General features: G+C 56.4%; 18 protein-coding genes. 8 read left to right on the top strand and 10 right to left on the bottom strand.

What is annotated here, in order from left to right; translation table 11 throughout:
* Positions 1-37 precede the first annotated feature (37 nt).
* The 4 genes from map to AC2FAK_RS02305 all read left to right on the top strand — a co-directional run bounded on the left by map (position 38) and on the right by AC2FAK_RS02305 (position 4,929).
* Positions 38-832 (top strand): type I methionyl aminopeptidase, encoded by a 795-nt coding sequence (map, locus tag AC2FAK_RS02320; RefSeq protein ID WP_013095652.1) that lies wholly within the window; start codon positions 38-40, stop codon positions 830-832.
* Between the two features lie 63 nt (positions 833-895).
* Positions 896-3,571, top strand: a complete 2,676-nt coding sequence (gene glnD, locus AC2FAK_RS02315) for a bifunctional uridylyltransferase/uridylyl-removing protein GlnD (RefSeq protein WP_013095651.1) — start codon at positions 896-898, stop codon at positions 3,569-3,571.
* A gap of 32 nt (positions 3,572-3,603) precedes the next feature.
* Entirely contained in the window at positions 3,604-4,428 is an 825-nt protein-coding gene (gene dapD, locus AC2FAK_RS02310; RefSeq protein WP_013095650.1) for a 2,3,4,5-tetrahydropyridine-2,6-dicarboxylate N-succinyltransferase, read from the top strand.
* A gap of 111 nt (positions 4,429-4,539) precedes the next feature.
* Entirely contained in the window at positions 4,540-4,929 is a 390-nt protein-coding gene (locus tag AC2FAK_RS02305; protein ID WP_008501916.1) for a DUF3461 family protein, read from the top strand.
* 104 nt (positions 4,930-5,033) lie between these two features.
* Here AC2FAK_RS02305 and cdaR read toward each other — a convergent pair whose 3' ends face one another.
* The 3 genes from cdaR to dgt form a co-directional block, all read right to left on the bottom strand.
* Entirely contained in the window at positions 5,034-6,191 is a 1,158-nt protein-coding gene (gene cdaR / locus AC2FAK_RS02300) for a DNA-binding transcriptional regulator CdaR (protein WP_013095649.1), read from the bottom strand.
* 153 nt (positions 6,192-6,344) lie between these two features.
* Positions 6,345-7,781: a serine endoprotease DegP gene (gene degP, locus AC2FAK_RS02295; RefSeq protein WP_013095648.1), complete on the bottom strand. Its 1,437-nt coding sequence runs from the start codon at positions 7,779-7,781 to the stop codon at positions 6,345-6,347.
* A 131-nt stretch (positions 7,782-7,912) separates the two neighbouring features.
* Positions 7,913-9,427 carry a dGTPase gene (dgt, locus tag AC2FAK_RS02290; protein WP_095455336.1) on the bottom strand — a complete coding sequence of 505 codons (1,515 nt, stop codon included), beginning with the start codon at positions 9,425-9,427 and terminating at the stop codon, positions 7,913-7,915.
* A gap of 82 nt (positions 9,428-9,509) precedes the next feature.
* Between dgt and mtnN the strand changes: the two genes are divergently transcribed.
* Genes mtnN through AC2FAK_RS02275 form a run of 3 tightly spaced genes read left to right on the top strand, consistent with a single transcriptional unit; the run spans position 9,510 to position 11,652 of the window.
* Positions 9,510-10,208: a 5'-methylthioadenosine/S-adenosylhomocysteine nucleosidase gene (gene mtnN, locus AC2FAK_RS02285; protein WP_013095646.1), complete on the top strand. Its 699-nt coding sequence runs from the start codon at positions 9,510-9,512 to the stop codon at positions 10,206-10,208.
* Positions 10,201-11,001 (top strand): vitamin B12 ABC transporter substrate-binding protein BtuF, encoded by an 801-nt coding sequence (btuF, locus tag AC2FAK_RS02280; protein WP_047023380.1) that lies wholly within the window; start codon positions 10,201-10,203, stop codon positions 10,999-11,001. The genes mtnN and btuF overlap by 8 nt, the downstream gene beginning before the upstream one ends.
* Before the next feature lie 27 nt (positions 11,002-11,028).
* Positions 11,029-11,652 carry a TRIC cation channel family protein gene (locus tag AC2FAK_RS02275; RefSeq protein ID WP_013095644.1) on the top strand — a complete coding sequence of 208 codons (624 nt, stop codon included), beginning with the start codon at positions 11,029-11,031 and terminating at the stop codon, positions 11,650-11,652.
* 93 nt (positions 11,653-11,745) lie between these two features.
* Here AC2FAK_RS02275 and erpA read toward each other — a convergent pair whose 3' ends face one another.
* Positions 11,746-12,090 (bottom strand): iron-sulfur cluster insertion protein ErpA, encoded by a 345-nt coding sequence (erpA, locus tag AC2FAK_RS02270; RefSeq protein WP_013095643.1) that lies wholly within the window; start codon positions 12,088-12,090, stop codon positions 11,746-11,748.
* An 85-nt stretch (positions 12,091-12,175) separates the two neighbouring features.
* Positions 12,176-13,576, bottom strand: coding sequence for a H(+)/Cl(-) exchange transporter ClcA (gene clcA / locus AC2FAK_RS02265; protein WP_038418710.1), 1,401 nt, complete (start codon positions 13,574-13,576; stop codon positions 12,176-12,178).
* Between the two features lie 177 nt (positions 13,577-13,753).
* Here clcA and hemL point away from each other — a divergent pair, with 177 nt between their 5' ends.
* Positions 13,754-15,034, top strand: coding sequence for a glutamate-1-semialdehyde 2,1-aminomutase (gene hemL, locus AC2FAK_RS02260; RefSeq protein ID WP_061772297.1), 1,281 nt, complete (start codon positions 13,754-13,756; stop codon positions 15,032-15,034).
* A gap of 94 nt (positions 15,035-15,128) precedes the next feature.
* Here hemL and fhuB read toward each other — a convergent pair whose 3' ends face one another.
* The 5 genes from fhuB to mrcB form a co-directional block, all read right to left on the bottom strand.
* Positions 15,129-17,111 carry a Fe(3+)-hydroxamate ABC transporter permease FhuB gene (gene fhuB / locus AC2FAK_RS02255; protein ID WP_095455337.1) on the bottom strand — a complete coding sequence of 661 codons (1,983 nt, stop codon included), beginning with the start codon at positions 17,109-17,111 and terminating at the stop codon, positions 15,129-15,131.
* Complete coding sequence (fhuD, locus tag AC2FAK_RS02250) at positions 17,108-17,998, bottom strand: Fe(3+)-hydroxamate ABC transporter substrate-binding protein FhuD (RefSeq protein WP_095453624.1); 891 nt, start codon at positions 17,996-17,998, stop codon at positions 17,108-17,110. Before fhuD ends, fhuB begins: the two co-directional genes overlap by 4 nt.
* On the bottom strand, positions 17,998-18,795 hold the full coding sequence (gene fhuC / locus AC2FAK_RS02245) for a Fe3+-hydroxamate ABC transporter ATP-binding protein FhuC (protein WP_023620747.1): 798 nt from the start codon (positions 18,793-18,795) through the stop codon (positions 17,998-18,000). The genes fhuD and fhuC overlap by 1 nt, the downstream gene beginning before the upstream one ends.
* Positions 18,796-18,845: 50 nt before the next feature.
* A complete protein-coding gene (fhuA, locus tag AC2FAK_RS02240) occupies positions 18,846-21,056 on the bottom strand; it encodes a ferrichrome porin FhuA (protein ID WP_038981238.1) in 2,211 nt (736 codons plus the stop codon).
* 231 nt (positions 21,057-21,287) lie between these two features.
* Complete coding sequence (gene mrcB, locus AC2FAK_RS02235; RefSeq protein WP_013095636.1) at positions 21,288-23,813, bottom strand: bifunctional glycosyl transferase/transpeptidase; 2,526 nt, start codon at positions 23,811-23,813, stop codon at positions 21,288-21,290.
* Positions 23,814-23,852 lie beyond the last annotated feature (39 nt).

Here is a 23,852-nt window from a genome sequence, read left to right as displayed (position 1 = left end):
GTATTGTCGAAAAAATCGACACCGATGGACAGATTACATGGCTATCTCTATTAAGACCCCTGAAGAAATTGAAAAGATGCGCGTCGCCGGTCGTCTGGCCGCGGAAGTGCTGGAAATGATCGAGCCGTTCGTGAAACCGGGCGTCAGCACCGGCGAACTGGACCGCATCTGTAACGACTATATCGTTAACGAGCAGCACGCGGTCTCCGCCTGCCTCGGCTACCACGGTTTCCCGAAATCCGTCTGCATTTCTATAAATGAAGTGGTGTGCCACGGTATTCCGGATGACGAAAAACTGCTGAAAGATGGCGACATCGTCAACATCGACGTCACCGTCATTAAAGATGATTACCACGGTGACACCTCGAAGATGTTTATCGTGGGCAAGCCAACCATCCTGGGTGAGCGCCTGTGTAAAGTGACGCAGGAGAGCCTCTACCTGGCGCTGAAGATGGTGAAACCGGGCATTCGCCTGCGCACCATTGGTGCCGCTATCCAGAAGTTTGTCGAAGCGGAAGGTTTCTCCGTAGTTCGCGAATATTGTGGTCACGGCATTGGCCGCGTCTTCCACGAAGAGCCGCAGGTTCTGCACTACGATGCGGATGACGGCGGCGTGGTGCTGCAAAAAGGGATGACCTTCACCATCGAGCCGATGGTCAACGCGGGTGACTACCGTATCCGTACCATGAAAGATGGCTGGACGGTGAAAACCAAAGACAGAAGCTTGTCTGCACAGTACGAGCATACTATTGTGGTAACAGACAACGGCTGCGAAATTATGACGTTGCGCAAGGATGACACCATCCCGGCAATACTGACGCACGATGAATGATAAAAAAGCCGGCAAATGCCGGCTTTTTTAATGGCGATAGCTTTTTCTTATGGGTGGCGCACGATGAGTAATCTATTACCCGAACAGTATGCTAACACAGCACTCCCCACCCTCCCCGACCAGCCCGATAACCCGGGCGTCTGGCCGCAGCACGAGCTGAGCTGTGCCGGCATCAAAGCCCATATGGATGTCTTCCAGCGCTGGCTGGGAAGCGCGTTTGACGCGGGCATTTCCGCCGAACAGCTCATTGAAGCGCGCACCGAATTTATTGACCAGCTTCTGCAACGCCTGTGGATTGAGTACGGGTTCGGGCAGGTCAGCGACGTGGCGCTGGTTGCCGTCGGGGGCTATGGCCGCGGTGAGCTGCATCCGCTTTCCGATATTGACCTGCTGATCCTAAGCCGCAAAAAGCTGCCGGACGAACAGGCGCAGAAGATTGGCGAATTGCTGACGCTGCTCTGGGATGTGAAACTGGAAGTCGGCCACAGCGTACGCACCCTGGAAGAGTGCCTGCTGGAGGGGCTATCGGATCTGACCGTTGCCACCAACCTGATTGAAACCCGCCTGCTGATCGGCGACGTCGCGCTGTTCCTGGAACTGCAAAAACACATTTTCAGCGACGGCTTCTGGCCATCAGAAAAGTTCTTCGCCGCTAAGGTCGAGGAACAAAATCAACGCCACCAGCGCTATCACGGGACAAGCTATAACCTTGAACCGGATATCAAAAGCAGCCCCGGCGGCCTGCGCGATATCCACACATTACAGTGGGTAGCCCGTCGCCACTTTGGCGCCACCTCGCTGGATGAAATGGTGGGTTTTGGCTTTTTAACCGAGGCCGAGCGAAACGAGCTCAACGAGTGTCTGCATCTACTGTGGCGCATTCGTTTTGCCCTCCATCTTGAACTTAATCGCTACGATAACCGTCTGTTGTTCGACCGCCAGCTCAGCGTGGCCCAGCGCCTTCACTACAGCGGCGAGGGTAACGAACCGGTTGAGCACATGATGAAGGATTTCTTCCGCGTGACCCGACGCGTTACCGAACTCAACCAGATGCTATTGCAGCTGTTCGACGAAGCTATTCTGGCGCTGACGGCCGACGAAAAACCGCGCCCCATTGATGACGAGTTTCAGCTACGCGGTACGCTTATCGATCTGCGTGACGAAACGCTGTTTATGCGGGAGCCGGAAGCGATCCTGCGGATGTTCTACACCATGGTCCGCAACAGCACGATCACCGGGATCTACTCCACCACCCTGCGCCATTTGCGCCATGCGCGACGCCATCTGACGCAGCCGCTGTGCTATATCCCGGAAGCGCGTTCGCTGTTCCTGAGCATGCTCCGCCATCCGGGCGCCGTCAGTCGCGGACTGCTGCCAATGCACCGTCACAGCGTACTGTGGGCCTATATGCCGCAATGGTCGCACATTGTCGGGCAGATGCAGTTCGATCTGTTCCATGCCTATACGGTGGATGAACACACGATCCGTGTCATGCTCAAGCTGGAGAGTTTTGCGAAAGAAGAGACGCGCTCCCGCCACCCGCTGTGCGTTGAGCTGTGGCCACGGCTGACCCATCCGGAGCTGATCCTGATTGCCGCCCTGTTCCACGATATCGCCAAAGGCCGCGGCGGTGACCACTCGGTGCTCGGCGCGCAGGACGTCCTGAAATTTGCCGAACTGCACGGTCTGAACTCACGTGAAACACAGCTGGTGGCCTGGCTGGTGCGCCATCACCTGCTGATGTCGGTCACCGCACAGCGTCGTGACATTCAGGACCCTGAAGTGATCAAGCAGTTTGCAGAAGAGGTACAAACAGAAAACCGTCTGCGCTATCTGGTCTGCCTGACGGTGGCCGATATCTGCGCCACCAACGAAACGCTGTGGAACAGCTGGAAGCAGAGCCTGCTGCGTGAACTGTACTTTGCGACCGAAAAACAGCTGCGCCGCGGCATGCAAAATACCCCGGACATGCGAGAGCGTGTTCGCCATCATCAGCTGCAGGCTCTGGCCCTGCTGCGGATGGACAACATTGATGAAGAGGCATTGCATCAGATTTGGGCCCGCTGTCGCGCCAACTACTTTGTCCGCCACAGCCCAAACCAGCTGGCCTGGCATGCGCGGCATCTGCTGCAGCATGATTTGTCGCAGCCGATGATCCTGCTCAGCCCGCAGGCGACGCGCGGTGGTACCGAGATCTTTATCTGGAGCCCGGACCGTCCTTATCTGTTTGCTGCGGTATGCGCTGAACTGGACAGACGAAACCTGAGCGTGCACGACGCGCAGATTTTTACCACCCGCGACGGCATGGCGATGGACACCTTTATTGTGCTGGAGCCGGACGGCAGCCCGCTGTCGTCGGATCGTCATGAAGGGATACGTTTTGGTCTGGAACAGGCCATCACCCAGCGCAGCTGGCAGCCACCACAGCCGCGTCGTCAGCCGGCAAAATTGCGCCACTTTACCGTCGATACCGAGGTCAATTTCCTGCCGACCCACACCGATCGTAAATCGTTCCTGGAGCTGATTGCCCTGGATCAGCCAGGACTGCTCGCCCGCGTCGGCCAGGTCTTTGCCGATCTGGGAATTTCGCTCCACGGAGCCCGAATTACAACCATTGGCGAGCGAGTAGAAGATTTATTTATAATCGCAACAGCGGACCGGCGTGCCCTTAATAATGACCTGCAACTTGAAGTGCAACAACGGTTGACAGCAGCCCTCAATCCAAACGATAAAGGGTGACGTGTTTTTTAGTGAAATGGAAAGAGTAAACAATGCAGCAGTTACAGAACGTTATTGAGTCCGCTTTTGAGCGTCGCGCCGAGATTACCCCGGCAAATGTGGATACCGTTACCCGCGAAGCGGTTAATCAGGTGATTTCTCTGCTGGATTCCGGCGCGCTGCGTGTAGCAGAAAAAATCGACGGTCAGTGGGTCACTCATCAATGGCTGAAGAAAGCCGTGCTGCTCTCTTTCCGTATCAACGATAACCAGGTTATCGACGGAGCTGAAAGCCGCTACTTCGATAAAGTGCCAATGAAATTCGCTGATTACGACGAAGCGCGTTTCCAGAAAGAAGGCTTCCGCGTAGTGCCACCTGCTGCGGTGCGTCAGGGCGCGTTCATCGCCCGTAACACCGTACTGATGCCGTCCTACGTAAACATCGGTGCCTATGTAGACGAAGGCACCATGGTGGACACCTGGGCTACCGTGGGCTCCTGCGCGCAGATCGGTAAAAACGTTCACCTGTCCGGCGGCGTCGGCATTGGTGGCGTACTGGAACCCCTGCAGGCTAACCCAACCATCATCGAAGACAACTGCTTCATCGGCGCGCGCTCTGAAGTGGTAGAAGGCGTGATCGTTGAAGAAGGTTCAGTAATCTCTATGGGCGTTTACATCGGTCAGAGCACCCGTATTTACGACCGTGAAACCGGCGAAATCCATTACGGCCGCGTTCCGGCGGGCTCCGTGGTTGTTTCCGGCAACCTGCCGTCTAAAGATGGTAAGTACAGCCTGTACTGTGCGGTTATCGTGAAGAAAGTGGACGCGAAAACCCGCGGTAAAGTGGGCATCAACGAATTGCTGCGCACCATCGATTAATCGGATATAACAAAAAGCGGGGGCAACCCCGCTTTTTTCATATCTGAGGGTGGCGAAAATAGATTTTTTCGTTAATTATTCAAAGGTTATGTTGAGATCAAGGGTACCTCTATGTACGATAATCTGAAAAGTCTGGGCATTACCAATCCTGATGAAATTGATCGTTACAGCCTTCGCCAGGAAGCCAACAACGACATTTTAAAAATCTATTTTCACAAGGACAAAGGAGAGTTTTTCGCCAAGAGCGTGAAGTTTAAATATCCACGCCAGCGTAAGACCGTCGTCGCAGACGGTGTAGGACAGGGATACAAAGAGGTTCAGGAAATCAGCCCCAACCTGCGCTATGTGATCGATGAACTCGATCAGATCTGCCAGCGCGACCGTACCGAAGTCGATCTCAAGCGTAAGATCCTTGACGATCTGCGTCACCTTGAAAGCGTTGTGACTAATAAGATCAGCGAGATTGAAGCGGATCTTGAGAAATTAACGCGTAACAAATAAGTTGGGTGCGGCCTGATGCCCTCACCCCGGCCCTCTCCCACAGGGAGAGGGAGAAAACCATCATGTAGGCCGGGTAAGGCGAAGCCGCCACCCGGCAAACAGCATCATCGCTGTTCATCCAGCTGCAACGCCACATACAGCAGCAGCCTGTCGTCAAAACTTCCCAGATCCAGCCCTGTCAGCTCCGAAATCCGGTTGAGCCGATACTCCAGCGTGTTGCGGTGAATGAACAGCGCTTTCGACGTCGCCAGCGGCTGCACGTTATGCCGGAACCACGCCTGTAGCGTCCGGCGCAGCAGGCCATTGTTGTCCATCGCTTTCAGACGCGCGAGCGGACGCGCCAGCTCATTGGCCTGCCAGCCACCGCGCAGGCTGTCGAGCAGTACCGGCAGCATCAGATCCTGATAAAAATAGCTGCGGCTTTCCGGCATTCGCTGTTTACCCACCATCATCGTGGTACGCGCCGTACGCCATGAGCGGGCGATACTGCCAGGCCCGGTAAAGTAATTCCCCAGGGCGACGCGAAAACGCAGCTGGCCATTCTCTTTCATACGGGAAATTAACTGCTCCACACGACGACGGTGATCTTCCGCATCCCAGCGACCAAACGCATTAAGCGCCGGCTTGAGTACCACCATTTCCGTCAGGGATACAATCGCCACCAGGTTGTCGCGCTCCGGCGTTGCCAGCGCGTTTTGTAGCTGCTGCAATTCAGCCATCGCGCTATCGACCCCCAACTGGCCGCTATCCACCTCAATCACCGCCACGACGCGCGGTTGGTTCAGGTCAATACCCAGACGCTGCGCCCACTCGCTCAGCGCAGGCGTATGCTCCTCTGCCTGAATCAGATTCATCACCAGCTCTTCGCGCAGACGGCTGTCCTGGGCCAGCAGGTGCATCAGGCGCGACTGCTCCAGCATCATCTCCGCCGTCATGCAGACCAGCTCGCCATATTTACGCAGTGATTCGGGTTCACCGGTCAGGCCTATTACGCCAACAATTTCCCCTTCAAGGCGCAGCGGTAAATTGATGCCCTGACGGACGCCGTGCAGGTGTTTCGCCACGGCATCATCGATATCCACGACCCGCCCCTGGGAAAGCACCAGCAGTGCACCTTCGTGCAATTCCCCAATACGCTCGCGATCGCCGCTGCCAATAATGCGCCCGCGGGCATCCATTACGTTGATATTGGTATCGATGATGCGCATGGTGCGCGCCACGATATCCTGCGCCATTTTGGTATCAAGATGCCAGCCAGCCATGTAACCCTCCTGTGAGCAGAGCTCAAGCATAGGGGAGTTCGGTTACGGTCGCATTGTGCGAATGCACAAAATCAGGCAGTGAAGTATGGACTTGTGGGAAGGGTCACAGAAACAAAAAAGCCCCTGCTTACATCACGCAGGGGCTTACGAGGATTATTGCATCAGGAGGTAGATAGAGGTATCACCACGCTGAATATTCAGCGCCAGCACGGATGGTTTGCTGTCGAGAATTTTACGCAGTTCAGCGATGTTTTTCACTGGCTGCTGGTTAGCACCCATGATCACATCACCTTTTTTCAGGCCGATACGGGCTGCCGGGGAATTCGCTTTCACGTTATTCACCACCACGCCTTTATCTGCACCTTTGTTGCTCATCTCCGCCCCTTCAATACCGCTGAAGATGGTGCTGGAATCAACCTGATTCTGGCTGCTCTGCTGCAGCTCCAGACTCACGTTAACCGCCTTACCGTCACGCAGCAGGCCAAGGGTGACTTTGCTGCCAATCGGCATTGAGCCCACTTCGGCACGCAGGGCGGCAAAGCTGCTGATCGGTTTACCGTTCAGGGAGGTGATCACATCCCCGGCTTTAATCCCCGCTTTTGCTGCGGAGGAGTTAGGCATAACCTGGCTCACGAACGCGCCGCGCTGGGCGTCAACTTTCATCGCTTTCGCCAGCTCAGAGTTCAGCTCGGTACCCATGATACCCAGCTCACCGCGTTTCACCTGGCCGTACTGCACCATCTGCGCGGTCAGGTTTTTCACCATATTACTTGGGATAGCAAAACCGATACCGATGTTGCCGCCGTCCGGTGCCAGGATGGCAGTGTTAATACCAATCAGCTCACCGTTCAGGTTCACCAGCGCACCGCCGGAGTTACCGCGGTTGATCGCCGCATCCGTCTGGATGAAGTTTTCATAGTTCTCCGCGTTCAGACCGCTACGGCCCAGCGCTGAAACAATCCCCGAGGTCACGGTTTCGCCCAGACCGAACGGGTTACCGATGGCCACGGTGTAGTCACCGACACGCAGCGCGTCGGAGTCGGCAATTTTAATCGCCGTCAGGTTTTTAGGATCCTGAATCTGGATCAGTGCGATATCAGAGCGTGGGTCCTTGCCCACCACTTTGGCGTCAAATTTACGCCCGTCGCTCAGCTGAACCTTAATGCTGTTGGCGTTATCCACCACGTGGTTGTTGGTAACGACATACCCTTTCGCGGCATCAATAATAACCCCCGAGCCAAGCGCCATGAATTTCTGCTGCTGGCCGCCGCCCTGGCCGTCATCCCCTGCGCCACCGCCCTGACAGAACGGAGAACTCTGGAATGGCGAACCGTCCTGGCAGAACGGCGAGTTATCGCCGAAGAACTGCTGGAAGTTACGCGGCATACGCGGCGTATTGACGGTCGTGCTGCCCTCAACGTTAATACTCACCACCGATGGCATCACTTTTTCGAGCATCGGTGCCAGGCTTGGCATCTGCTGCGCGGTTGCTGCCGACGACGCGGTCTCGGCTGCAGTAGCAGTCAGAGGAGACAGCGCTAAACCTAAACTCAGAGCCAGTGCACTCATTGCTAATGTGGTTTTTTTCATGTTTCTCAATCTCGATTTACAGATAACGCAAAATTGCTGTGTAACTCAGATTCGTTTTATACCGCTTAGTTCCGGCGATAAGTTTATGGAAAAAGTAAAAATTTATTGGTCGTCTTTACAAAACTCCGGGATTATTCCACCGCCATCAGCTTGCGGTACTCATCCCAGGCATACAAATCGGTCATTCCGCTGATATAGTCCTGGATGAGACGACAGCGATAATAATATTCGAGCACCGACCACTGCGGTGAGTGGCGATCCAGTTTGCCGATGGCTTCAAGGTAAGCCAGACGATGACGGGTAGAAAGTTTCTGATAAAGCCGGGACTCAATCGGTATTCGTCGCACGCGCTCTTGTTCCACCAGATCGCTGAATTCATCGACCGACAATTGCAGCAGAGGGCGATATATTTCCAGTAAGCCGCTGATTACCCGGTATCCCTGCAGCTCTAACTGTTCAACATCCGGGTGGCTGAATACATGACGCATCGCGACATGTTTATATAACTCAAGCAACTGGCTGAAGCTACTGTCATCCTCCAGCAAGGCATGATTGAACTCGCCGCTAAAAATCATCGGCAAATTATCAATAAAGCGCGAGGCGGCGTAAGGCACCAGTTTATTTAATGTATTGACCCGCAAATACATAAAGAACTGATCTTCGGTGCTCCGGCTTAATGTATTTGCACGCGATTTTTCCCAGGCATTTTCGACCACCTGGGCAAACAGCGAACCTTTTTCATGTTTCCCCCATGCATCATAAAGATGCTGATAAAGCTCCTCGACGCTAAATATTCTTTTTTCAACCGCGTCTTCCAGGTCAGCAACGCAATAGGAGATGTCATCGGCGGCTTCCATAATCCACGTCAACGGGAAGCGGCCATTTGCAGTCAATGAAAGTTCTTTACGTAACCGCTCAATATAGGCCTCTTCGGAGAGATAATAGCCCGGCTTTTTCATCAGATAGCTGTGCGAAGCGGGCGTTTCGCCCATCCACCAGGCGGGACGGGTATATTTGAGGATGCATCCCACCTGTGCCCAGGTCAGATTCATGCGCATCAGGGAGTGCACCAGCCTGATCCCCTGCGCATTGCCTTCAAAATGACAGAGATCCTGACGCACTTTACGACGCAGATCGTTTAGCCCGTCTTCGCCTTCACGCAGACGTAAATCCCGCACCACGCAGCGGTCATCACTGAGCGGCTGGCTGACGGCATCCGACGGGAAGAGTCGCTGCCTGAACCAGTCGTTGATCGCCGCCTCGCCAAAGTGACCAAACGGGGGATTGCCGATGTCGTGCATCAGGCAGGCCATCTCAACAATACTTTCAAAGGGCCCGGTCAACTCATCCAGACCGTAGGTTTCCAGCAAGCGCTGCTCTTTGAGACGGCTTAAAATCTCTTTGGCAATATAGCGCCCCACCTGCTGAACTTCCATTGAGTGGGTAAGGCGTGTGCGCACGGCAGCGTTACGCTCAAGCGGAAACACCTGGGTCTTTTGCTGCAGACGACGAATGGCAGGCGAGTTAATGATCCGCCCGCGATCGCTTTCGAAGATACGCAGGATCTCATGTTCGCTCTTTTCACCCTGCGGCGAACGGAAACGTCGGTGCCAGTTAATTTTGGTGCGAAAATCGATCTGTGACATGTGCTCCCCCGCGTGAGAATGCGTTTCCCCTTAAGCGCATGATAGACTATGCATCTTAACAAGGCACATCGCGAGTAAATCTATGAAAATCGGCATTATTGGTGCAATGGAAGAAGAAGTTACGCTGCTGCGTGACAAAATTGAGAACCGTCAGACTCTCTCTCTGGGGGGTTGTGAGATCTATACCGGTCAACTGAACGGTGTTGACGTGGCTCTGCTGAAATCAGGCATCGGTAAGGTTGCTGCTGCGCTGGGCGCAACGCTGTTGCTTGAGCGCTGTAAGCCAGACGTGATCGTTAACACCGGCTCTGCAGGCGGTCTGGCACCGACCCTGAAAGTGGGTGATATCGTCGTCTCCGATGAAGCGCGTTACCACGATGCAGACGTTACCGCATTCGGCTACGAATACGGTCAGCTTCCAGGTTGCCCGGCCGGCTTTAAGGCCGACGATAAGCTGGTTGCGGCGGCAGAAGAGTGCATTGCTGAACTGAACCTCAACGCCGTACGCGGCCTGATTGTGAGCGGTGATGCCTTCATCAATGGCTCCGTCGGCCTGGCAAAAATCCGTCACAACTTCCCGCAGGCTATCGCCGTTGAGATGGAAGCGACCGCGATTGCCCACGTTTGCCATAATTTCAACGTCCCGTTCGTGGTGGTCCGCGCCATCTCTGACGTGGCCGATCAGCAGTCTCATATCAGCTTCGACGAATTCCTGGTTGTCGCGGCAAAACAGTCCACCGTGATGGTGGAGAGCCTTGTGCAGAAACTGGCTCGTGGCTAAACATGCCATCAGGGCGCTGGTCGCCCTGCTTCTGCTAGCACCGGCCTGGCTCTGCGCCGCGCCGCGTGTGATTACCCTCTCCCCCGCTAACACCGAACTGGCGTTTGCCGCCGGCATCACCCCCGTTGGTGTAAGCAGCTTTTCCAATTACCCACCGCAGGCCGCACAAATTGAACAGGTCGCAACCTGGCAAGGGATGAATCTTGAGCGCATCGTGGCGCTTAAGCCCGATCTCGTGCTCGCCTGGCGTGGCGGCAATGCAGAGCGGCAGGTTAATCAACTGACGTCGCTTGGGATCAAGGTCATGTGGGTGGATGCCGTGAGCATTGAGCAGGTCGCTCAGGCGTTACGCGCTCTGGCGCCCTACAGCCCAACCCCGGCTAAAGCCGAGGATGCGGCAAAACAACTGCTTAGCGACTATGCGGCACTTAAAGCAAAATACGATACCCCCGTTAAAAAGCGCATCTTTCTGCAGTTTGGCAGCCAGCCGCTGTTCACCACCGGGAAAGGCTCCATTCAGAATCAGGTCCTGGAAGTGTGCGGCGGAGAAAATATCTTTGCGGCCAGCCGGATACCGTGGCCTCAGGTCAGTCGGGAACAGGTACTGGCTCGCCGACCACAGGCGATCGTTGTGGTCGGAAATGCGAGCGAGATTCCTAAAATTGAACAATTCTGGCAAAGCCAGCTAAAAATTCCGGTGATCCCTCTCACCAGCGACTGGTTTGAACGCGCCAGCCCGCGTATTATCCTCGCCGCAAAACAACTCTGTGCCGCACTGGCCGAGAGTCATTAACATAAGACCCCCTTCGAGGATTTAACGATGCTCGTTTATTGGCTGGATATTCTTGGCACAGCCGTTTTTGCTATCTCCGGCGTCCTGCTCGCCGGAAAGCTGCGCATGGATCCGTTTGGTGTGCTGGTGCTTGGCGTGGTGACCGCCGTAGGCGGTGGAACGATCCGCGATATGGCGCTGGATAATGGCCCGGTATTTTGGGTGAAAGATCCCACCGATCTGGTAGTGGCGATGGTCACCTGCCTGTTAACCATCGTGCTGGTTCGCCAGCCCCGCCGCTTACCAAAATGGATCCTCCCGGTGCTGGATGCCGTCGGGCTGGCTGTGTTTGTCGGCATTGGGGTGAATAAAGCCTTTAATGCGGGTACAGGGCCCATGGTTGCCATCTGCATGGGCGTGCTGACTGGCGTAGGCGGCGGAATTATTCGCGATATTCTGGCACGAGAAGTGCCGATGATCCTGCGTACCGAAATCTATGCTACGGCCTGCATTATTGGCGGGATTGTACACGCCACGGCGTACTATACCTTTGCGATACCGCTGGAAAATTCAGCCATGCTGGGAATGGTGGTGACGCTGGCGATACGTCTGGCGGCGATACGCTGGCACCTTAAATTGCCGACGTTCGCGCTGGATGAGAATGGAAGATAAACGCAAAACGGTAACCGCAAGGTTACCGTTTTTAATCTTTTCTCCCTCTCCCGGTGGGAGAGGGCCGGTGTGAGGGCATCAGCCCGCCCCCGCTTAAATACTGAACGAAGACCCACACCCGCAGGTGCTGGTGGCATTTGGGTTCGTCACCACAAAGCGTGAACCTTCCAGACCTTCTGTGTAATCTACCGAACCGCCCACCAGATATTGCAGGCTCATCGGGTCAACCACCAGCGCGACGCCCTGTTTCTCGATAGTCATATCGCCGTCGTTAACCTGGTCGTCAAAGGTAAAACCATACTGGAAGCCGCTGCAGCCGCCACCGGTAATATAGACACGCAGTTTCAGATCCGGATTGTCTTCGTCGGCAATCAGGGTTTTCACTTTGTTGGCTGCTGCTTCGGTAAACTCCAGCGGCAACGCTACGTCATCACTCATCTTATGCTCCCATGAATACTGCTACTGCAATTGGGTAAAATTCACCCAATTCTTTTTGTCATTATCTAATACCCTGGTAATTCATTCAAGTATTCTGCATTGCGGCCCGTTCTGCCTCCTGCTTCGCCAGGGTGCGTGCAAGAATGGTGGAGTATAGCGGTTTTCCACCCAGGAATTGGGCTAATAGTGTCGCGCCGAGACAGGTAATGATCATTGGCAAAATGAGCTGGTAATTATCCGTCATCTCCAGCACCAGCACGATGCCGGTGAGCGGCGCGCGCAGGGAGGCCGCCAGCAGCGCTCCCATCCCGGCAACGGCAAAGGTACCCGCATCCAGATGGTATGCCGGAAAACCGACCTCAGCGGCCATGCCAAAGGCAGTACCAAGCAGCGTCCCCAGCGCCAGCATCGGAGCAAAGATACCGCCAGGCGCACCGGAGGAAAAACAGAGCACCGTCGTGATGACGCGAGAAATAAACATAAACAGAAGCAGACCCACGCTGAAGTTGCCCGCAGCTGCAATCGGGATCAGCCCGAACCCGCCCCCCGCCGCGTTCGGTTCAATGAACCCCAGCACGCCGCACAGGCCGCCCAGCAGACCGCCCATCAACACCCACTTCGTGGTATTCCCGCCGTGGATGCGCTGGAACATATCCTGCATACGCAGAATAAAGGTGTTAAACAGCGGGCCGACAATGCCGAATATCATGCCGAGGATCAGGTACAGCCACAGCGTGTTGACCGGCGCATTGGTCAGTTTGCCCACTTCGATCACCGGGCTTTCGCCATTGAAAATGCGAAACACAATGCTCGACATGATCACACCGGTAAAGACCGCTTTGATCGAGATAAGGTTGTAACGGAACTGGGCGCGCATCTCTTCGATGATAAACAGGATCCCCGCCAGCGGCGCGTTAAACGCCGCCGAAAGCCCCGCTGCGGCACCTGTCGCCAGCAGCGTATGGCGCGCTTCCGCGCTGCGCATCCGGAACAGATCTCCCACCATACGCCCGACGTTCCCGCCCAACTGCACGGTTGGCCCCTCTCGGCCCAGCACCATACCCGCACCAAGCGTTCCCATGCCGCCGATAAACTTCACCGGGATGACGCGCCACCAGCGCACCGGGCGCAGCTCTTCCAGCGCGCCTTCAATTTCAGGGATCCCGGAACCGCCCGCTTCCGGCGCAAATTTACGCACCAGAAAGTAGCCCACCATGGCAAATAGCGCGGACAACCCGAACGCCCAGACCCAGACCAGCCATCCTTTGTCGGCGAAACCGGCCACCGTACCAATACGCCAGTTCAGCACCGCATTGACTGCCTTTTCAAAGGCGACGCCCGCCAGCCCGGCGAGCGTACCGACTACAGCGGCGGCCAGTAAAATTGCCAGCGGTGTCTTATCGCGGTTGAGCAAGCGCCGGATACTGATCCGGTGTTGCGCACGTCGGAACTGTTGTTCTTCAAAAGAGGGAGAGTCTGCTTTCATTACCATGTCTTTTCGTCATACAAATCGCCGCAGGGATTTTACCAGAGTGCGTCAGGTCGTCCCGTGAAAAATACTTAAAAATTGTTTAGCAATGAAAGGGGGCAAAAATTTCATTACCTTCCGCGGATCACTTAGAATAGTGTGCTTAATCATTTTATACGAACCAGGAACGACGCCATGAGCAAGTCTGAAAACCTCTACAGTGCAGCCCGCGAGCTTATCCCGGGCGGCGTGAACTCGCCTGTTCGCGCCTTTACCGGCGTAGGCGGAACGCCGCTGTTTATTGAACGTGCTGATGGCGCGTACCTGTTTGATGTCGACGGCAAGGCCTATATCGATTACGTCGGCTCCTGGGGCCCGATGGTGCTGGGTCATAACCACCCTGCCATCCGCAATGCGGTGATTGAAGCGGCCCAGCGCGGCCTGAGCTTCGGCGCGCCTACCGAGATGGAAGTCAAAATGGCGGAGCTGGTGACCGAGCTGGTGCCAACCATGGACATGGTGCGTATGGTGAACTCCGGTACCGAAGCCACCATGAGCGCTATTCGTCTGGCGCGCGGCTTTACCGGTCGTGACAAAATCATCAAATTTGAAGGCTGCTACCACGGCCATGCGGACTGCCTGCTGGTGAAAGCGGGTTCCGGCGCACTGACCCTTGGCCAGCCAAACTCCCCGGGCGTACCGGCTGATTTCGCGAAACACACCCTGACCTGCACCTATAACGATCTGAACACCGTTCGTGCGGCATTCGAGCAGTATCCACAGGAGATCGCCTGCATCATCGTTGAGCCGGTTGCGGGCAACATGAACTGCATTCCACCGCAGCCCGATTTCCTGCCGGGCCTGCGCGCCCTGTGCGATGAATTTGGCGCGCTGCTGATTATCGACGAAGTGATGACCGGTTTCCGCGTCGCGCTCGCGGGTGCCCAGTCTTATTACGGCGTAGAGCCGGATCTGACCTGTCTCGGCAAAATCATCGGCGGCGGTATGCCGGTGGGCGCATTCGGGGGGCGCAAGGATGTGATGGAAGCCCTGGCACCAACAGGGCCGGTTTACCAGGCGGGTACGCTCTCCGGTAACCCGATTGCTATGGCGGCGGGCTTCGCCTGCCTGACAGAAGTCTCCCAGCCGGGCATTCACGAAACCCTGACTGAGCGCACGACGCAGCTGGCAAACGGTCTGCTGGAAGCGGCAGAAGAGGCGGGTATTCCGCTGGTGGTAAACCACGTGGGCGGGATGTTCGGGATCTTCTTCACGGAAGCCCAAGCCGTGACAAGCTATCAGGATGTGGTGAAGTGCGACGTTGAACGCTTCAAGCGTTTCTTCCACCTGATGCTGGAAGAAGGCGTCTACCTGGCGCCGTCTGCTTTTGAAGCTGGCTTTATGTCCGTGGCGCACAGCGAAGAGGATATCAATAACACCATCGACGCGGCGCGTAAGGTGTTTGCGAAGTTGTAAGCACGTGCGGCGTGATGCCCTCACCCCGGCCCTCTCCCCGTGGGAGAGGGAGCAAACCCTAAAACGTCAATCTTAGGATTGACGTTTACTTTTATTACCGACTCTGCTTTCTCAACAGATAAATAAAATACGGCGCGCCGATAAAGGTCGACAGCAAACCCGCCGGGATCTGATACGGGAACAGCACCATTCTTCCGCACCAGTCCGCCACCACCAGCATCACCCCGCCCGTCAGGGCAGACATCACGATATGCGGCATCGTCCGACGGAATCCCATCATTCTGGCGATATGCGGCGCCATCAACCCAACAAAACTCAGTGGACCAATGGTCATGGTGGCCGTGGCCGTCAGGCACGCCGCCAGCAGTAACAGCGCGACGCGCGTTGGCGTTAACGCCATGCCGACCGCACGTGCGGTTTCGCCCCCCAGCGGCAGGATCGTCATCCAGCGGCGGCACAGGGGCACAATCGCCAGCAGCACGATCATCACGATCCCGGAATGCACCACCTGACTACCGGTGGCGTTGTACGTTGAGCCGGAGATCCAGGTCAGGATCTTCGCCATACGCGGATCGCCGCTCGCCTGCAGCATCATCAGCAGCATGGTAAAGGCGGTGCTGAGCGCCATCCCGGCCAGCAGCATCCGGTGAGGCGAAAACCCGCCGCGGCCTGACGCAATCAGAATGATCATCAGCGTCACCGCCGCCCCGATGCTTCCGGCAGGCATCAGCCAGCCAAAGGCATTTCCCGGCACAAGGAACAGCATCAGCACCACGCCAAACGCGGCTCCCGAACTGATACCCAGCACTTCCGGGCTGGCCATCGGGTTGCCGGTCAGGCGCTGGATAATACAGCCCGCGACCGCCAGCATCACCCCGGCAATCAACGCCGAGAGGATCCGCGGCCAGCGCCACTGCAGCAGTTCATGGAGCAAATCGCCCGTTGCCCAGTGCCAACCCGTCGCATCGCGCCCGAAAGCAAGCGCCACAAACGAGACGATGATCAGCACCGCCAGCCCGGCGAGGCTGAACCACAGCACCGACTGACGCTCGGCATAAACTTTATCCCCCGCGTCCATCGCGGGAGCGCTCATGCTGCGCAGACGTGGCAACAGCCACAGCAACAGCGGCGCGCCAACCAGTGCCGTTACCGACCCGGTAGAGACTTCCATCCAGACGCGCGCCAGCCAGAGAATGATTTGATCGGAAAGCCAGAGGATCAGCGCTCCAATTAGCGGGGCCAGCAGCAGTCGCGCCAGCAGGCGACGCGCACCGAGCATTTTTGCCAGCAGCGGGGCAAACAGTCCGATAAAGCCGATAATCCCAACCGCATTAACCAGCAATGCGCTGAGGACAATCGCCAGCGTCAGCGCCGCCAGACGCGCCAGGGAGAGCGCCAGCCCCAGATTGCGGGCTACACCGTCATCCAGCCCCATCAGCGTCAGCGGACGTAACAACAGCAGCGTCAACATGGCGCCGCCAACAAGCTGCGGCCACAGGCGCTGCACAATACTCCAGTCGGTCTGGGTCAGCGTGCCGGTACTCCACAGGAACATGCTTTGCAGCTGATCGTGATGAAACAGCACCAGCAGCTGGTTGATTGCCCCACAGTAGAGGCTCACCACCAGCCCTGCGAGGATCAGCGTCACTGGCGAGAGGCGTTTCCCCCACGCCACGCCGAAGACCAGCGCGCCTACCACGCACGCGCCTGCAAGCGCGGCAAACTGCGAGGTTAACGCGCCAGGCAGTGCCCACAGCGTGGTCACCGTGATCCCAAGCTGGGCGCCGGTCGCGACGCCAAGCGTTGTAGGCTCGGCCAGCGGGTTACGCAAAACCTGCTGGAACAGGACGCCCACCAGCCCTAACCCGGCCCCGACCAGCAGCGAAATCGCCAGACGCGGCAGCAGGCTGTGGTGGAACAGCATTTGCTGAATATTATCGATATCCGGCGTAGCCAGGGCCGCGCTCCACTGCCCGCGCGGTAAGGCGGTCGAGAGGTTAAACCAGGTCAAAGCCAGCGCGGTCAGGAAAATCAGAGCCAGCAACAGCGCCGGGAAACGGGCAATACGCGTACTCATGCTTTTCCTCCCAGCGCGTTATCCAGCACCCGGGCGAAGTGCATGGCCGACAGCGTCGCGCCGTAGAACCAGACCGCCGGTGCACGCGTAAAGCGTTGCTCACGCACGAACGGCATCGCCTGCCACAACGGTGTCGCCATCAGCGCCTGCATTTCACGCTCGTTGCCGTGATCGAAGCACAATACGTCCACATCGCGGAACGCCGCCAGACGGTCGATACCGACGGCGGTGCTGCCCCAGAAGGTCATCTCCCCTTCCCAGGCATTAGGAATGCCAAAGCTATCGAGCACTTCCTGGAACAGACAGTTTTTGCCGAAGACCAGCATATGGCGCGCATCCAGCAGCGTCACCATCAGCAGCGGGCGGTCTCCGCGATGGGCAAAACGCGGCTTCAGGGCGTCAATCAGAGCATCAAACTCAGCGAAATGTTGTTTGGCTTCCGCCTCACGGTTGAGGAAATGCGCCATCTCGTTGATGGAGTTTTTCGCCATCGTCAGCGGTTTTTTACCGTCACTGAAGGAGAACCCCCGCCCAGGGGCAATACGCGCCATTGTCTCTTCTGACGGGCCATAACCCGCGGACCAGAACAGAAATGACGGCTTCATCTGCGTCAGCAGCTCAAGATTAGGCTCTGTTCGCAGACCAATATCAATGACCGAATCGGGTAGCGCCGGCTCGTTCACCCACAGCCGGTAGTTGGGAATATCGGCCACGCCATACGGCGTGACGCCCAGCGCCATCATCAGTTCAACAGGCAGCCACTCCAGCGCCACAATACGGTGCGGATCGACGGCAGCAGCCCGCGCGAGGTTCATCTTTAACAGCAGCGGTGAAATTGCCATGGCCGTCAGCAGGCGACGGCGGCTCAACAAGGTAGAATTCAGCATCAGTAAACAAAGCTCACCGGAGCAGCCCCGCCAGGATGAGGCAGGATCCCCATAGGAATACCGTAGATGTGTTCCAGCGTTTCGCTCCGCATCAGTTCAGACGGCGAACCCTCGGCAATCATCTCCCCGCCGCGAAGGGCGACAAGATAATCACAGTAGCGCGCCGCCATGTTGATATCGTGCAGCACTGCAATAACCGTCAGGCCACGCTGCTGGCTCAGGCGGTGCACCAGCGCGAGAACATCAACCTGGTGAGCAATATCCAGTGCGGAAGTGGGTTCGTCGAGCAGCAGGCAGCGGCTGTCCTGCGCGACCAGCATCGCAATCCACGCGCGCTGACGTTCGCCCCCGGAAAGGCTGTCGACCAGACGGTGCGCCAGCGGCTTTAATCCCACCAGCGCAATCGCCTCTTCCACTTTCTCTCTGTCGGCGACACCGAAGCGCCCGAGTGCGCCATGCCACGGATAACGCCCGATTGCCACCAGCTCACGCACCGTCATCCCTTCTGCCTGAGGCAATTGCTGCGGCAGATAGGCGACTTTGCGCGCAAAGGCTTTACTGCTCCAGCTCTCCAGAGGCTGTTCGTCCAGCAAAATATCCCCTTCAGAAGGCGGCTGATGACGGCCCAGCATTTTAAGTAACGTCGATTTACCGGAACCATTGTGACCAATCAGGCCGGTAACTTTACCTGCGGGGAACGTCAACGAGAGCGGATGCAGCAAGGTGCGCCCGGGAACACGAAAGGAGAGTTGATTGAGCGTAAAGGTGGTATCGGATTGCGTTTTATTATCCTGCATATCAGCCAACTTAAATAAAAAGGGCACGGCGAACCGTGCCCGAAGAGAGATTAGAAGCGGAAGGTCGCGGTAGCCACAACCTGACGTCCTGCTCCCCAGTAGCATGCGTATTCGCTATAGCAGCTGGAAACGTACTCGCGGTCAAAGATATTGTTCACGTTAACGCCAACTGAAGAGCCTGGCAGCCCAAAACGCGCCAGATCGTATTTCACCGTCGCGTCCGCCAGCGCGTAACCCGCGACGTTAAACGATTCGTAGGCTTTCGGAGACGTTGAGGAGTAGTAGGAAACGGTGTTGCCGATATAGCGCGCACCCGCCCCCAGCGTCAGACCGCTCAGTGCCGTCTCGTGGAAGGTGTAATCCGCCCACAGAGAGGCCATGTTACGTGGCACTTCCGCCGGGCGGCGGCCTTCAAACCAGGTATCGTGAGTGTATTTCGCATCGGTGAAGCTGTACGAAGCCGTTACGTTCACGTTAGCAGACACGGCCGCTTTCGCTTCCAGCTCAACACCACGGGAACGAATTTCGCCCCCTTGTACGCTGAAGCCGCTGGTCGGGTTGGCCGGATCGGCCGTCAGGTTATTGTTTTTGGTCAGCTGATACACCGCTGCCGTGACCACAACAGGCAGATCTTTCGGTACGTATTTCACACCGGCTTCATACTGCTTGCCGCGTGCCGGATCGAACGGTTTTCCGCCCTGAGTGGTACCCGAAATCGGTTCGAATGATTCGCTATAGCTGAAGTACGGCGTGATACCGTTGTCGAACAGGTAGTTAATCCCGCCGCGCCAGGTGAATGCCTGATCGTTAATTTCCGCGGTAGTACCGGTAGTACGGGTCAGCGCAGAGGTTTTCGCAAAATCATAGCGACCACCCATTGTCAGTACCCACTTATCCCACTCAGCCTGATCCTGAGCGTACAGACCAGTTTGTTCCTGACGATTAAGCACTTTGTACAGGTAGTAAACATCGACGTTCGGATTGCCGTACGCAGGCTTTGTCATGCTGATCGGATCGGCAGTACCGTAGTCTGCGTTGATGTCATTACGCATACGAAGGTAATCGACCCCGGTTAAGAGGGTATGATCCACAGCGCCGGTCGCGAATTTTGACTGAAGCTGAGTATCCACGGTGAACGAGTTGAGATCTTCGTCTGAACGTACATACGCGCGGCTGATTTGCGCCGGGGCAATATAGCCGTTGCCGTAGACGGAACGATACAGCGTGTTGATTTTGGTGTAGCGCAGGTTTTGACGCAGGGTAAAGGTGTCATCAAACGCATGCGAGAAGCTGTATCCCACCATTTTCTGGCGACGGGCGATCTTATTGTCCTCTTCCCCTTCGTTGAAATTGGTCGGCAGCTTGTGCGCTTTACCGTTGGCATCATAGTAAGGCACAACGGTACCTTCCCGCGGCAGCCAGCCGTAATAGCCCGCATCCGGATCGCTCTGGAAGTTGCTCAGGAAAGTGAAATCGGTTTTATCGTCAGGACGCCAGCTGAAAGCCGGTGCAATGGCATAGCGGGTGGATTTGGCCATCTCCTGCTGCGCATTTTCACTGCGGCCCAGACCGGTCAGGCGGTATGACCACACGCCGTCATCATCAATTGCATCGCTGAAATCAAACCCGGTCTGCCACAGGTTATCGGTGCCCATCTTGAACTGAATTTCTTTCAGCGGCTCAGTGGTCGGTCGCTTGCTGACCATGCTCACAACACCGCCCGGATGGCTTTTGCCGTACAGTACAGATGTTGGGCCACGCAGCAGCTCCACGCGCTCAAGGAAGTACGGATCCATGGACGCTTCAGAATAGTTATCGCCCTGCAGCTTCATCCCATCGAGATACTGGTTGGTATTCACGGTGCTGGAAGTGGTGAAACCACGAATCGACACCACATCATATGTCGTTGAGGCGCCGCGGGTGGCAAAAACGCTCGGCGTATAAGCCAGCGCTTGCTTCACCGTTCCCGGCTGCTTCATGTCAATTTCTTCACGCGTGACGACGGAAATCGACTGCGGCGTCTTTTCTATAGGTGTATCGGTCTTGGTTGCCGTTGCGGTACGTTTTGCCGCAATCGTTGGTGCAGGCCCCCAGGCACTTTCCTGTGCAGCCGGAGCGGCAGTGACAGTGATGGTTTCTTCTTTTTTCGGGGTTTCGGCAGCATGGGTATAAGCAGACATGCCGGCAACCGCTGTGGCTACGACAACTGCGATTTTACGCAGCGACGTGTTAATTGGCTGAGCAGTATTGGAAAGCGCCATGGTGTATCTCTGATAGAAAAGTGAATGATAACGTAAACGAGAATTATTATTATGACCGCAGCATAATAGGCGAAACGTTGGCTGCATAGCAAGCAGGAAGCGGCCCTACGAGAATTAAGGGTTTAAGAAATAACCAGGAGAAAACGAAGGGTTAATCAGAATTAAAACGAGGGTTAATAAAATGGGGAAAACGGGTAAAAAAATCCCCCCTTTCGGGGGGACCTTGAACGGTTAGTTACCGCCGAACATATCTCTAATCCAGCCCGCGACACCGTCGCTGTCTTTCTTCTCGTTCTGCTGCTGCGGCTGTTGTTGCTGCGGCTGCTGAGGCTGAGAAGACTGGTCGAACGGGTTGCCCGTCGGCTGCTCTGGCTGGCTCTGCTGGCACAGGGAATCCGGGTTCGTTGTCCAGACAGGCAAGGTACGCATACCGCCGCCACAGACAAAGTTTCCGGAACTGTCCACGCCCATATCCACGATATCCTCCGGTGCAACCAGGTTTAGCGGCACCGGAGACTGATTCGCCAGATAACGCTGGTAAATCGACATCGCCCCGCTCGCACCATACAGTTTGGTTGGCTGGTTGTTGTCGCGGCCCACCCAGGTGATCACCACTTCACGACCATCGATACCGGCAAACCAGGTATCAACGTTGTTGTTGGTCGTCCCGGTTTTGCCCGCCAGATGCAGGCCCGGATACTTCGCCCCCAGCTGACGGCCGGTACCACGCTGCACAACCTGCTGCATCGTCCACAGCGTCATGTAGGCTGCCTGCGCCGGAACGGCGCGTTCCGCCTGCGGGAAGCTCTGATACAGCACGGAGCCATCTTCGGCAATCACCGAGCGCAGGGCTGACAGCGGTGCACGGTTACCACCGCTGGCAATGGTCTGGAACGCCTGTGCCACTTCGATTGGCGTCAGGTTTAACGCCCCCAGGATCATGGCTGGCACAGGGTGCAGCTGATCTTTGGCGACGCCCAGTTTCTGCCAGGTATCAACTATCGCAGGCAGACCCAGTGCCATCCCCAGGTTTACCGTCGGCACGTTCATGGAGCGGGTCAACGCATCCACCAGCATTACCTGGCCGCTGAACTGTTTATCATCGTTCTGCGGTGACCAGACCTGGCCGTTAGGCTGACGCAGGGAGATCGGCGCGTCGGCAATCCAGGTATTCAGGCGATACAGATTTGGCTGGCTCAGGGCAGTGAGATAGGTTGCTGGCTTCGCCAGTGAACCTATCGAACGACGCGCCTGCATAGCACGGTTGTAACCTGCAAACTGCGGCTCAGCCCCGCCCACCATCGCACGGACTTCACCCGTGTTACGGTCAACCACCACCATCGCGGTTTCCAGGTCGCTTAGCTTACGCTGTTTCTTCAGCGCCGGAATGCCCTCAACGGCCGCTTTTTCTGCCGCATCCTGCGCCACGGAGTCAAAGGTGGTAAAGATCTTCACGCCGGAGAGATCTTTCACTTTATCACCGAGCTTGCTCTGCAGCTCCTGACGCACCAGCTGCATAAACGCAGGCTGAGGCGAAATCACACCGCCGCGCGGCTGCACGCCAAGCGGACGTGCGCTCAGCATGTCGTACAGCTCCTGGTCAATCACCTGCTGTTGTTGCAGCAGACGCAACACGAGGTTACGACGCTCCAGCGCCAGTTTCGGGTTACGCCACGGGTTATAGATGGACGCCCCTTTCACCATGCCCACCAGCAGGGCCTGCTGGTCCAGGCTCAGCTCTTCCACCGGACGGCCAAAGTAGTACAGGCTCGCCAGCGGGAAACCGCGGATTTCGTTATCACCGCTCTGACCGAGATAGACCTCGTTCATATACAGCTCAAGGATACGATCCTTGCTGTAACGCGCATCCATCAGCACGGCCATGTACGCTTCGTTGGCTTTACGCCAGTAAGAGCGCTCGCTGGAGAGGAACAGGTTCTTCACCAGCTGCTGGGTAAGCGTACTCGCCCCCTGTACCGTACGGCCCGCCGTCAGGTTGGCCAGCACCGCACGACCAATGGAGTAGAGGCTGATACCATCGTGCTCATAGAAGTGACGGTCTTCGGTTGCCAGCAGCGTGTCCACCAGCAGGTCCGGGAAACCGTTACGGGCGACGAACAGACGCTGTTCACCATTCGCCGAAGAGAGCATGGTGATAAGACGCGGATCGAGACGGAAGAAACCGAACTGGCGGTTGTTATCCATGTTCTCGATGGTTTCCAGACGATCGCCGTCAAAGGTCAGACGCGCACGCACCTGCCCCTCTTTGCTGTCCGGGAAATCGAACGGACGACGGATCATCTCAATGCTTTTCGCCTGCACGGTAAATTCGCCAGGACGCGTCATTTTCGACACCTGACGATACTGGGTGGCCTCCAGCAGTTTCACCATCTCGTTCTTACTGATCGACATGTCAGGCTCAAGGTTTACCATGCGGCCATACACTGCCGCAGGCAATTGCCAGACTTTTCCGTCGATACGGCTGCGGATCTTCTGATCCAGATAAACGCCGTAGATCGCCATCAGTACAACAAAAACAATGAACAGCTTCAGCAGCAGCCAGAACCAGCCGCGTTTACCCCGAGGCTTACGCCCTTTGCCTTTTCCTTTACGCGGCATCGGTTCTTCATCCTCATAATCGTCTTCATAGTCATCGTCATAATCCTCATCTCTGAGGCGACGACGGCTCACCTTTTCTTTGGCCGGACGCGTTGGTTTTCCCTTACGCCCAATTGGCTCGCGGTCATTCCCCGCCATGCTTTTTCTCCGCAACGTTCAGGCGCAAAGGCCCGATTC

Source organism: Enterobacter cloacae complex sp. 394F7 (genome assembly GCF_057320385.1).
This window is presented reverse-complemented; position numbering and strand designations above follow the sequence as displayed.

Bases quoted from the DNA above. Each gene is read 5' to 3' on its own strand.
- map (WP_013095652.1), top strand. From the start codon at position 38: ATGGCTATCTCTATTAAGACCCCTGAAGAAATTGAAAAGATGCGCGTC.
- glnD (WP_013095651.1), top strand. From the start codon at position 896: ATGAGTAATCTATTACCCGAACAGTATGCTAACACAGCACTCCCCACC.
- dapD (WP_013095650.1), top strand. From the start codon at position 3,604: ATGCAGCAGTTACAGAACGTTATTGAGTCCGCTTTTGAGCGTCGCGCC.
- AC2FAK_RS02305 (WP_008501916.1), top strand. From the start codon at position 4,540: ATGTACGATAATCTGAAAAGTCTGGGCATTACCAATCCTGATGAAATT.
- cdaR (WP_013095649.1), bottom strand. From the start codon at position 6,191: ATGGCTGGCTGGCATCTTGATACCAAAATGGCGCAGGATATCGTGGCG.
- degP (WP_013095648.1), bottom strand. From the start codon at position 7,781: ATGAAAAAAACCACATTAGCAATGAGTGCACTGGCTCTGAGTTTAGGT.
- dgt (WP_095455336.1), bottom strand. From the start codon at position 9,427: ATGTCACAGATCGATTTTCGCACCAAAATTAACTGGCACCGACGTTTC.
- mtnN (WP_013095646.1), top strand. From the start codon at position 9,510: ATGAAAATCGGCATTATTGGTGCAATGGAAGAAGAAGTTACGCTGCTG.
- AC2FAK_RS02275 (WP_013095644.1), top strand. From the start codon at position 11,029: ATGCTCGTTTATTGGCTGGATATTCTTGGCACAGCCGTTTTTGCTATC.
- erpA (WP_013095643.1), bottom strand. From the start codon at position 12,090: ATGAGTGATGACGTAGCGTTGCCGCTGGAGTTTACCGAAGCAGCAGCC.
- clcA (WP_038418710.1), bottom strand. From the start codon at position 13,576: ATGAAAGCAGACTCTCCCTCTTTTGAAGAACAACAGTTCCGACGTGCG.
- hemL (WP_061772297.1), top strand. From the start codon at position 13,754: ATGAGCAAGTCTGAAAACCTCTACAGTGCAGCCCGCGAGCTTATCCCG.
- fhuB (WP_095455337.1), bottom strand. From the start codon at position 17,111: ATGAGTACGCGTATTGCCCGTTTCCCGGCGCTGTTGCTGGCTCTGATT.
- fhuD (WP_095453624.1), bottom strand. From the start codon at position 17,998: ATGCTGAATTCTACCTTGTTGAGCCGCCGTCGCCTGCTGACGGCCATG.
- fhuC (WP_023620747.1), bottom strand. From the start codon at position 18,795: ATGCAGGATAATAAAACGCAATCCGATACCACCTTTACGCTCAATCAA.
- fhuA (WP_038981238.1), bottom strand. From the start codon at position 21,056: ATGGCGCTTTCCAATACTGCTCAGCCAATTAACACGTCGCTGCGTAAA.
- mrcB (WP_013095636.1), bottom strand. From the start codon at position 23,813: ATGGCGGGGAATGACCGCGAGCCAATTGGGCGTAAGGGAAAACCAACG.